Source organism: Roseicella aerolata (assembly GCF_020523605.1).
Taxonomy (GTDB): Bacteria; Pseudomonadota; Alphaproteobacteria; order Acetobacterales; family Acetobacteraceae; genus Paracraurococcus; species Paracraurococcus aerolatus.
In genome coordinates, this window is the sequence record NZ_JAJAQI010000017.1 from 107451 (window position 1) to 117926 (window position 10476).

Annotated in this window: 7 protein-coding genes, 1 rRNA gene and 1 riboswitch; of the genes, 5 read left to right on the forward strand and 3 right to left on the reverse strand. The window is 70.2% G+C overall.

The features are described from left to right. Positions 1–27 precede the first annotated feature (27 nt). From prmC to thiC, 3 genes are all read left to right on the forward strand, one after another. Entirely contained in the window at positions 28–897 is an 870-nt protein-coding gene (prmC, locus tag LHA35_RS13055; RefSeq protein WP_226608710.1) for a peptide chain release factor N(5)-glutamine methyltransferase, read from the forward strand. A gap of 605 nt (positions 898–1502) precedes the next feature. Beyond that, a complete protein-coding gene (locus LHA35_RS13060) occupies positions 1503–1973 on the forward strand; it encodes a DUF4167 domain-containing protein (protein WP_408902322.1) in 471 nt (156 codons plus the stop codon). A 50-nt stretch (positions 1974–2023) separates the two neighbouring features. Continuing rightward, positions 2024–2132, forward strand: a riboswitch (TPP riboswitch). 72 nt (positions 2133–2204) lie between these two features. Next, complete coding sequence (thiC, locus tag LHA35_RS13065) at positions 2205–4022, forward strand: phosphomethylpyrimidine synthase ThiC (protein WP_226608712.1); 1818 nt, start codon at positions 2205–2207, stop codon at positions 4020–4022. A 148-nt stretch (positions 4023–4170) separates the two neighbouring features. Here the strand turns inward: thiC and LHA35_RS13070 are convergent, their stop codons facing one another. Together LHA35_RS13070 and LHA35_RS13075 are read right to left on the reverse strand one after the other, a co-directional pair. Next, the gene (locus tag LHA35_RS13070) at positions 4171–4413 is read right to left on the reverse strand and encodes a hypothetical protein (protein WP_226608713.1); all 243 of its coding nucleotides are present in this window, start codon (positions 4411–4413) and stop codon (positions 4171–4173) included. Positions 4414–4586: 173 nt separating this feature from the next. Further along, positions 4587–5357 carry an MOSC domain-containing protein gene (locus LHA35_RS13075; protein WP_226608714.1) on the reverse strand — a complete coding sequence of 257 codons (771 nt, stop codon included), beginning with the start codon at positions 5355–5357 and terminating at the stop codon, positions 4587–4589. Between the two features lie 143 nt (positions 5358–5500). On the opposite strand from LHA35_RS13075, the gene clpB reads away from it, so the two are divergent. Further along, on the forward strand, positions 5501–8089 hold the full coding sequence (gene clpB, locus LHA35_RS13080) for an ATP-dependent chaperone ClpB (RefSeq protein WP_226608715.1): 2589 nt from the start codon (positions 5501–5503) through the stop codon (positions 8087–8089). A 361-nt stretch (positions 8090–8450) separates the two neighbouring features. Here clpB and LHA35_RS13085 read toward each other — a convergent pair whose 3' ends face one another. Beyond that, the gene (locus tag LHA35_RS13085; RefSeq protein WP_226608716.1) at positions 8451–9710 is read right to left on the reverse strand and encodes a M23 family metallopeptidase; all 1260 of its coding nucleotides are present in this window, start codon (positions 9708–9710) and stop codon (positions 8451–8453) included. Positions 9711–10363: 653 nt separating this feature from the next. Between LHA35_RS13085 and LHA35_RS13090 the strand changes: the two genes are divergently transcribed. After that, positions 10364–10476: ribosomal RNA gene (locus LHA35_RS13090) — 16S ribosomal RNA — on the forward strand; the annotation flags it as partial.

Consider the following 10476-nt stretch of genomic DNA (forward strand, 5'->3'; position numbering starts at 1 on the left):
CCCGGCTGCCGGGGAGAGGGTGGGCGCGTGACCGCCTGCGCCGATCCCGCCGGCACGGTCGGTTTCTTCCTCTGCCGGGCCGGCCAGCACCTGCGCGCCGCCGCCATCGAGACTCCCCGGCTGGAGGCGCGGCTGCTGCTGGCGCATGCCATGGCTTGCCGGCAGGAGGACCTGCTGCGCGACCCGCGCGCCCCGGTGGCGCCCGAGGCCGCCGCCCGCTTCGCCGATCTGCTGCGCCGCCGGCTCGACCGCGCGCCGATCGCGCATCTGCTGGGGGAGCAGGAGTTCTGGTCGCTCCCCTTCGCCGTCTCCCCCGCGACGCTGATCCCGCGCCCGGATTCCGAGGCGCTGATCGAGGCGGCGATCGGGGCCTTCCCCGACCGCCGCGCCGTGCGCCGCGTGCTCGACCTCGGCACCGGCACGGGCTGCCTGCTGCTGGCGGCGCTGACCGAGTTTCCCGGGGCCACCGGCCTCGGCCTGGACCGCGTGCCGGCGGCGGCGGCGCTGGCGCGCGACAATGCCGCCCGGCTCGGCCTCGGCGACCGTGCCCGCTTCGCCGTGGCCGACTGGGCCGCGCCCATCGGCGGCCGGTTCGACCTGGTGCTGAGCAATCCGCCCTATATCGAACGCGCCACCATTCCCGGCCTGATGCCGGAGGTGGCGCGGCATGAGCCTGCCTCGGCCCTGGATGGCGGCGCGGATGGGCTGGACGCCTACCGGGCCATTGCCGCCGCGCTGCCCGGGCTGCTCGCGCCCGGCGGGCGGGCAGTGCTGGAACTCGGCCAGGGGCAGCAGGCGGCGGTGGAGGCCATCGCCGCTGCGCATGGCATCCATGCGCTGGGCTGCCGGATGGATCTGGGCGGGGTGCCGCGCGCGCTGGTGCTGGCCATGGCCTGAGTCAGGCAGAGGCCATGGCTGCTACATGCGCTGTCACAATCTTGTGCCTCGCACGCTGCCTGAACGCCTCGGCCGCGGCGGCCTCCCGGCCTCCGGCAGCCTCATCGCCGGGCCGGGCGCCTGCCCCTTCGTGGCGGCCGGACCGGCGGGGAAAAGGGCCGGCGCGCCGGCCTTCCGGCCGGTCAGGAACCGAGCCCTTCCATAAGGGGATGCCGCGAACCGGCAGCCCTGAAGCGGCCAGGGCGCCACGCCTGCCTGCCGGTCCTGCCGGCGCCCTGAACCCTGGCTCATGGCCTGCTGACGCCTGTCATGCCGCAGACGCCGGCGGCAGGTCAGGGCTTAACGCGCGGGGCACGAGCGGGCCCCTTGCGAAAAAAAGCGATTGGCGGCCCGCCCGGCTGGGGCTAGCTTGCGGCAGGCCCTCGTGGGCGGACGGGCAGGTCCCGCCGCCAAGGCGCGTGGGTCGTGCAGCGGACGGGCTGTGGGACTCACGCCGGCCGCAACGCCTTTGGACGAGATCGACCGCTTTGGCTGCGCGCATCCGGAAGGCCCGGGGGCGGGCGGGGCGGCCCACCTGCGAGACGGCAGACGCAATACCGATGAACATGAAACGCATGCGCGGCCGCAACCATCGGCATGGTGGTGGCGGTGGGGGTGGCGGTGGCGGCGGCGGGCAGTTCCGCCAGTCCGGCCACCAGCCGATGAACCGCAACCATGTCTTCGACTCGAACGGTCCGGACATGCGGCTGCGCGGCACGGCCCAGCAGCTCTTCGAGAAGTACCTCCAGCTCGGCCGCGATGCGACCAGCTCCGGCGACCGGGTGATGGCCGAGGGCTATTTCCAGCACGCCGAGCACTACTTCCGTATCCTCAACGCCATGAACCAGGCGCAGCAGCAGCGTGAGGGCGGCCAGCACGGCCACCAGCGCCGCTACCAGCCGAATCCCGAGCAACAGGACGGCGGCGACGGCAACACCGCCGAGCCGGCCGAGATGAACGGCCAGGTCAATGGCCACGCCCTGGAAGGCGAGCCGGACTATGACGGTCCGCAGCCGGAGACGCGCGAGCCGGTCTGACCGGCCGGCGATGCCGCGTTGACAGGATCACGGGCCGGCAGCAGGCTCGGTGATGTTCCAAGGGGTGCCCCGCATGGGGCTGAGATACGGCTAGGGCGCCGTGACCCTTTGAACCTGATCCGGGTCATGCCGGCGTAGGGACAGGAACCTTCGGGCGTCGCCCCCCATCGGGGGCACGTCCGCCCCGCGCATTCAGTGTCCCCGGATCTCCCTTGTCCTGAGGAGGTCCAAGTGCCCGATACCCTTCCCCCCGATCTGCTGCAGGTGACGACCGGCCCGCTGCCGGCCTCCCGCAAGCTGCATGTGCCGGGCGTGCTGCACCCGGATCTGCGCGTGGCGATGCGCGAGATCGCGGTCGGCGGCGGCGAAGCGCCGCTCAGGGTCTATGATCCCTCCGGCCCCTATACCGACCCCGCGCAGCCCACCGATATCCGTCGCGGCCTGCCCGGGCTGCGCCGCGCCTGGATCGAGGGCCGTGGTGATGTCGAGGCCTATGAGGGCCGGGAGCCGAAGCCGGAGGATGACGGGCTGAAGGCTGGCGAGCAGCGCCGCGTGCCCGTCTTCGACCGCGCCGGCCGCCGGCCGCTGCGGGCGAGGCCGGGCGCCTGCCCGACCCAGCTCGCCTATGCCCGTGCCGGGATCATCACGCCCGAGATGGAGTATGTGGCGATCCGGGAGAATCTCGGCCGCGAGCGGGCGCGCGAGGCCGCGGCCCGGGACGGCGAGAGCTTCGGCGCCGCCATCCCGGATCACGTCACGCCCGAATTCGTTCGCGACGAGGTCGCCCGCGGCCGCGCCATCATCCCCGCCAACATCAACCACCCGGAATCCGAGCCGATGGCGATCGGCCGGAATTTCCTGGTGAAGATCAACGCCAATATCGGCAACAGCGCGGTCTGGTCCTCGGTGGGCGAGGAGGTGGACAAGCTGGTCTGGGCGATCCGCTGGGGCGCGGACACGGTGATGGACCTCAGCACGGGCCGGAACATCCACACGACGCGCGAGTGGATCATCCGCAACAGCCCGGTGCCGATCGGCACCGTCCCGATTTACCAGGCGCTGGAGAAGGTGGGCGGCAAGGCCGAGGAGCTGAGCTGGGAAATCTTTCGCGACACGCTGATCGAACAGGCCGAGCAGGGGGTGGACTACTTCACCATCCATGCCGGGGTGCGGCTGCCCTACATCCCGCTGACGGCAAGGCGCGTCACCGGCATCGTCTCTCGCGGCGGCTCGATCATGGCGAAGTGGTGCCTGGCGCATCACAGGGAGAATTTCCTCTACGAGCGCTTCGACGAGATCTGCGAGATCATGCGGGCCTATGACGTCAGCTTCTCGCTCGGCGACGGCCTCAGGCCAGGCTCCATCGCCGATGCCAATGACGCCGCGCAGTTCGCAGAGCTCGAGACGCTGGGCGAGCTGACGCGGATCGCCTGGGCGCGCGATGTGCAGGTGATGATCGAGGGCCCCGGCCATGTGCCGATGCACAAGATCAAGGAGAACATGGACAAGCAGCTCCGCGAATGCGGGGAGGCGCCCTTCTACACGCTGGGCCCGCTCACCACCGACATCGCGCCGGGCTACGACCACATCACCTCCGGCATCGGCGCGGCCATGATCGGCTGGTTCGGCACGGCGATGCTCTGCTACGTCACGCCGAAGGAGCATCTCGGCCTGCCGGACCGGGACGACGTGAAGGTGGGTGTCATTACCTACAAGATCGCCGCCCATGCCGCCGACCTGGCGAAGGGCCATCCGGCGGCGAAGCTGCGCGACGATGCTCTGTCCCGTGCCCGCTTCGAGTTCCGCTGGCGGGACCAGTTCAACCTCTCCCTCGACCCCGAGACGGCGGAGAAATTCCACGACCAGACCCTGCCGGCGGAAGGCGCCAAACTGGCGCATTTCTGCTCCATGTGCGGGCCGAAATTCTGCTCCATGAAGATCAGCCAGGATATCCGCGCGGCGGCGGAGAAGGGCATGGAGGAGATGGCCGAGCGCTTCCGCAACGATGGCGGGCGTATCTACGCCCCGCCCCAGCCGGCGGCGGAGTGAGACCACAGCGGATGGCGTTCAGAATTGAACGCCATCCGCTATAGGTCATTGATTATAGAGCAGAGTCTCGCGCCCGGGCGTTCACGGTCGTCCGCGATCTGCTCCAGCGCGGGGCGCCGCAGCGCGCCCTGCGGCCCGCCCTTTGCTGTCAGTCCGCGCCGACCGTGGCACGCTGCCGGTCGACCAGCGTGCCCTGCTCCAGCGCGGTGAGGACCTGCTGGCCTGCGCGCCAGGCATCCTCCGCGCAGGCGTAGGGGGCGTCGGAGCGGAAGGCCACCATGTCGCTGGTGTCCCGGCGCACGCTCCAGGTCCAGCGGCGCGGTGACTGCGACTGGAGTTCGACCTTCACATAACCGAAAAACTTACGGTCCCGCTGCCGCTTCATGGCCATTCGCTCCTGTGCTGAAGGAGTCATGGCCAAAAGCAATCAGGAGTAGAAATTGCGAAACCGTTAATGACTGATTTGTTAATGCCCCATGGCTCGCCGGCTGCCGGACAGGCGAGGTGCCCGGTCGAGAGGGGCGGCGCCGACGGCGCCCGCCACCGGCAATGCGCCGCGCCCCGTCAGTGCAGCAGCTCGCTCTCCGTCGGCTCCAGCGAGTCCCCGACCGCGATCCGCCCGCCTTCCAGCACCTCGGCATAGACGCCGAGATCGGCATGGCCGAAATGCTCGCGCAGCCATTTCGGCGGCTCGGCATCGCGCTCCGCCGTCTCCGGGTTCACCTCGGTCGCCGGGCAGCGGATGATGCGCTTGAAGACCCGCAGCCGTGCGCCGCCCAGCAGCACCTCCTGGCCCAGCAGGTCGAACTCCGCCCATGGCAGAGAGCCGGAGACATAGATGTTCGCCCGGAAGCGCAGCGGGTCCAGGTGCATCCCCACCTTCTGCTCCAGGGCATGCAGGCTGGAGAGGCCGATGATGGAGACGCATTTCGCCGCGACATCGGTGAAATTGTGCCCGGGCGCCTCGACGAAGCGGGGCGTGCCGCGCGCCTCCTCCCCCAGGAAGGCCGAGAGGAAGCCGGCGATCTCCGCCCGGCCGGCCTCGGTGCGGGTGCTGGCCAGCAGCGGCGGGCCCTCGGGCGGGCGGATCGCCAGCGTTCCGGTCCTGGGGTCGAAGGCGGAGTGCAGCAGGGCCAGCTTCGCATTCGCCATCAGGCAGCCGAAATGCCGCTTCTGCAGCCAGGTGGGCGCCGCAGGGTCGAAGGGGGCATCGCCCTGGGCCAGGGCGAAGCGGCGGTCATGCGGCAGGCACTGGCCAGGCGTGAGCACCACCTCCTCCAACGCCTCGGCGGTCAGGCCCTTCACCGGATAGCGATAGATGTGCTCGACGCGCATCGGAACATTTTCCTCTCGGTGCCCGTGCCGGGGACCTTGAACCACCGCAAGGCGGAATACCACATCCCGGGCGAACTTGGTCCCCGCCATCGCCTCTTCAGGGATGGCCGGGGCCGGTCGCCTCCGGATGAGGGACGCAACGCATGGATATCGAGAAATTCACCGATCGCGCCAAGGGCTTCCTGCAGGCGGCGCAGACCATCGCCATCCGCGAATACCACCAGCGCGTGACGCCGGAGCACCTGCTGAAGGCGCTGCTGGATGATGAGCAGGGGGCCGCGGCCGGGTTGATCCGCGCGGCCGGCGGCGATCCCGCCCGCGCCAAGCAGGCCGTGGATGCCGAGATCGGGCGCCAGCCCAAGGTGAGCGGCGCCGGCGCCGGCCAGCCGCAGTTCACCCCCGACATCGTCCGGGTGCTGGATGCCGCGCAGCAGCAGGCGCAGAAGGCCGGCGACAGCTTCGTCGCCCAGGACCGGCTGCTGGTGGCGCTGGCCGCCTCCGACGCGCCCGCGGGCCGCATCCTCAAGCAGGCCGGCGCTGATGCGCAGCGGCTGGAGGCCGCCGTTGCCGACATGCGCAAGGGCCGCAAGGTGGACAGCCAGAATGCCGAGGAGAAGTTCGACGCGCTGAAGAAATACGCGCGCGACATCACCGAGGCGGCGCGCACCGGCAAGCTCGACCCGGTGATCGGCCGTGACGAGGAGATCCGCCGCGCCATCCAGGTGCTCGCGCGCCGCACCAAGAACAACCCGGTGCTGATCGGCGAGCCGGGCGTCGGCAAGACCGCGATCGTCGAGGGGCTCGCGCTCCGGATCGTGCGGGGCGACGTGCCGGAGGCGCTGAAGGACAAGCGCGTGATGGCGCTCGACCTCGGCGCGATGGTCGCCGGCGCGAAATACCGCGGCGAGTTCGAGGAGCGGCTGAAGGGCGTGCTGCAGGAGGTCGAGGAGGCCGCCGGCGACATCATCCTCTTCATCGACGAGATGCATACGCTGGTCGGCGCGGGCAAGGCGGAGGGCGCGATGGACGCCTCCAACCTGCTCAAGCCCGCGCTCGCCCGCGGCGAGCTGCACTGCATCGGCGCGACGACGCTGGATGAGTACCGCAAGCATGTCGAGAAGGACGCGGCGCTGGCGCGGCGCTTCCAACCGGTCTTCGTCGGCGAGCCGAGCGTCGAGGACACGGTCAGCATCCTGCGCGGCATCAAGGACAAGTACGAGACGCATCACGGCGTCCGCATCACCGACAGCGCGCTGGTCGCCGCCGCGACGCTCTCGAACCGCTACATCACCGACCGCTTCCTGCCGGACAAGGCGATCGATCTGGTGGACGAGGCCGCCAGCCGCCTGCGCATGCAGGTGGACAGCAAGCCGGAGGAGCTGGACGAGCTCGACCGCCGGCTGATGATGCTGAAGATCGAGCGCGAGGCGCTGAAGAAGGAGGATGACGCGGCCTCCCGCGATCGCCTCGCCAAGCTGGAGAAGGACCTGGCCGAGCTCGAGGAGCGCTCGCGCGAGATGACCCAGCGCTGGGAGGAGGAGAAGGGCAAGGTCGTCGCTACGCAGAAGGCGAAGGAGGAGCTGGACAAGGCCCGCACCGAGCTGGAGCTGGCGGAGCGCCGCGGCGACTACGCCCGGGCCGGTGAGCTGAAATACGGCGTCATCCCGGGCCTCGAGAAGCAGATCGCGGGCGCCGGCGACGGCGATGCCCGGCTGGTGAACGAGGCGGTGACCGAGGAGGGCATCGCCGCCGTGGTCAGCCGCTGGACCGGCATTCCGGTCGAGAAGATGCTGGAGGGCGAGCGGGCCAAGCTGCTGAAGATGGAGGACCAGCTCCGCCGCCGCGTGGTCGGGCAGGAGGAGGCGCTGGAGGCGGTCAGCAAGGCCGTCCGCCGGGCGCGCGCCGGCCTGCAGGACCCGAACCGGCCGATCGGCAGCTTCCTCTTCCTCGGCCCGACCGGTGTCGGCAAGACCGAGCTGGTGAAGGCGCTGGCGAGCTTCCTCTTCGACGACGAGCGGGCGATGACCCGCATCGACATGTCGGAATACATGGAGAAGCACGCGGTCTCCCGCCTGGTCGGCGCCCCTCCGGGCTATGTCGGCTATGACGAGGGCGGCGCGCTGACCGAGGCGATCCGGCGCCGGCCCTACCAGGTCATCCTCTTCGACGAGGTGGAGAAGGCGCATGAGGATGTCTTCAACATCCTGCTCCAGGTGCTGGATGACGGGCGGCTGACGGATGGCCAGGGGCGGACGGTGGATTTCCGCAACACCATCATCGTGCTGACCAGCAATCTCGGCAGCCAGGCCATCGCCGAACTGCCCGAATCGGCCGATATCGAGGCGGCGCGGCCGGCGGTGATGCGGGCGGTGCGGGACCGGTTCCGGCCGGAATTCCTCAACCGGCTGGATGAGATCGTGCTGTTCCGGCGCCTCGCGCGCGGCGACATGGCGGCGATCGTCGATATCCAGCTGGCCCGGCTGCGGGCGCTGCTGGAGGATCGCAAGATCCGGCTGGAGCTGGACGAGAGCGCCCGGGAATGGCTGGCCGAGGCCGGCTACGACCCGACCTATGGCGCGCGGCCGCTGAAGCGGGTGATCCAGCGGAACCTGCAGGACAAGCTGGCCAACCTGCTGCTGGAAGGCCGCATCCAGGACGGCGAGGTGCTGCGGGTCACCGCGGGCATCGACGGGCTGGAGATCGCCTCCGAGCCACTGGCCGAGGCGGCCTGATCAGGCCGCGGCGCGTCCCCGGCGGGGACGCGCCGCGCGCCCTGCACACCCGGTATCCGACATGGCCGGCCCTGCGCCGGCCATCTCGGCCTGGCGCATCCCGTCACGGGGGGGCGGAGCGGCGTCCCGGCATGGCGGGGGAGGGGCGGGCCGTTGCGCCGGCCCCTCTCTTCGGGGGCGGGGTGGCCGCTCCACCAGCCTTCCCTGCCGTTACCGGGCGCGTCGCGCGAAGCCCCGGATCTCCTGCCCGGGGATCTCATGCCGTCCCGCAAGAATGCTGGCGCCCTAATGCGGCCTCGGGCGCCGGTGGCCCTCCGGGCCTTGGCTGCGGGCCGCGGGTCGGGAGGTCATGCGCCGGGCATCAGTCCGCCGCGGCCACCTCCTGCATCGGCGCGAGCTGCGCGACCTGCACGGCAAGGCCCTGCCGCACCGCCTGGAAGGCCAGCAGCTCCTCGCCGGCCAGCACCCTCGCCGGCCGGGTCCGCGCGCGCGCCGGGTCGATCGGCCGGCCGGCCTCGACCAATTCGTAATGCAGGTGCGGGCCGGTCGCCATGCCGGTGCTGCCCACCTTGCCGATCAGCTCGCCCTGCCGCACCCGGTCCCCTTTCTTGAGACCCGGCGCAAAGGCGGAGAGATGCGCATAGCGCGTCAGCCGGTCTTCCTCATGCCGCAGGGTGATGATGCGGCCATAGCCCTTCATCCAGCCGATCTGCGTGACCTCGCCATCCGCCGCCGCCAGCACCGGCGTGCCGGTCGGCGCGGCGAAGTCGATTCCCTGGTGCTGGCGCGTGAAGCCGAGCACGGGGTGGGAGCGCATGCCGAAATGCGAGGTGACGCGTGCCCCTTCGAGCGGGGTGCGGAGGAAGGCGCGCCGCAGGCTGCGACCCTGGTCGTCGAACCACTCCGGGCCCGCTTCCGTGTCGTAGCGCCAGAAGGAGAGGGTGCGGCCGGCCAGGGAGAAGCCGGCATGCAGCACGCGGCCCTCGCCCAGCAGGCCGCCCGCGGTGTCGCGGAAGCGTTCGAACAGGACGGTGAAATTGTCGCCGCGCCGCAGCTCGCGCTGGAAGTCCAGCTCATGCGCGAGGCCCTGCACCAGTTCGCGCGCGAGCGTCTCCGGCAGGCCGGCGGCGAGGAGGTCATCCAGCAGGTCGCTGCGGATCGCGCCGCCCGCGAGGGCCAGGTGGCGGCGCTGGCCGGCGAAGGCCTCGTGCGTCGTCCAGCCGGTCGGCGTGCGGGTAACGGTGACGGTGCGGCCCGGATGCGCCTCTAGCGTCAGCGCGAGGAGTGCGTCATCCTGCGGTGCCTGGCGGAGCATCACTTCCTGCCCCGCCGGCAGGGCGGCGCGGGCCGGCAGGAGGGAGGAGAGGGCGGAGATCGCCGGCTCAACCTCCCGCCGTTCGAGGCCGGCAGCGGTCAGCACCTGGGCGATGGTCTGGCCGCGGCGCGCGGTCACGGTACGAATGGTGGCGTTCGGGCGGGCCGGATTGGCGGTGGCGCCGGTGGCGAGGACCTGCCGGTATCCCGGCGGCATCGGGTCCGCCAGGGCAGGCACGGCGGTTCCGCCGGCAGCGAGACAAGCGAGGGCCAGCCAGCGCCCATGGCGCTGGATGCGATGCAGCATGGAAAACCCCTCCCAGGGCTGAAATATGGCGCAACCCTGTCAGGGAGAATCACGCCAAGTCAACAGGTTGAACTATCCGGTTACGAGATGAGTTGAGGCTACAACGCGACTGCGAGAAAAGAGTTTGACAGGCCCGGTGCCTGACCCTAGAAGCCGCCTCCTCGCCGCGGCACGGTTGGTTCCGCGGCGGGGCGCAAAAAGTGCCTTGACCTTGGTGTCTTCCTTCACTAAGTTCTCGGCCCCGCCGAAGAGGCGGTGTTTCCCACCCGGCAGGGTCTAGTGCTGATCGCGCAAGGGCGGTGCCCTGAAGCGGCGGCAGGGAAGCCGTTCATTGACAGTTATATCCGGTTTTGGAAGCGCGTTCAGTGGATGCGTTGCTGTTTGGTTATTCCTTGTTGAGGGATGGCTGGGTGGTGGGCTTTCCGTGGGTGTGTTCTGCTCTGTGGGTTCTGTTCGGTTTGGGCGGGGCTGGTGGGGTGGGATGCGCGGGCGGCGCTGCGCTGGTGGGGTTGGTCCTGCTGGTGTGGGTGTTGTTGTGCGGGGTCTGTTTCCTGGTGGTTTTGTGGGGAATGGCTGGGTGGCGATGGGAGTGGGTTTTGGATGTGAGTTCGCGGGTATGGCCTGAGGTGCCTTAGGGGTGCTGGAGGGCTGATGAACCTGAGAGTTTGATCCTGGCTCAGAGCGAACGCTGGCGGCATGCTTAACACATGCAAGTCGCGCGGCCGGCAACGGCAGCGGCGGACGGGTGAGTAACGCGTAGGAATGT

Coding starts and splice junctions, on each gene's coding strand:
- LHA35_RS13075 (WP_226608714.1), bottom strand. CDS start 5,357: ATGCGCGTCGAGCACATCTATCGCTATCCGGTGAAGGGCCTGACCGCC.
- clpB (WP_226608715.1), top strand. CDS start 5,501: ATGGATATCGAGAAATTCACCGATCGCGCCAAGGGCTTCCTGCAGGCG.
- LHA35_RS13060 (WP_408902322.1), top strand. CDS start 1,503: ATGAAACGCATGCGCGGCCGCAACCATCGGCATGGTGGTGGCGGTGGG.
- LHA35_RS13070 (WP_226608713.1), bottom strand. CDS start 4,413: ATGGCCATGAAGCGGCAGCGGGACCGTAAGTTTTTCGGTTATGTGAAG.
- LHA35_RS13085 (WP_226608716.1), bottom strand. CDS start 9,710: ATGCTGCATCGCATCCAGCGCCATGGGCGCTGGCTGGCCCTCGCTTGT.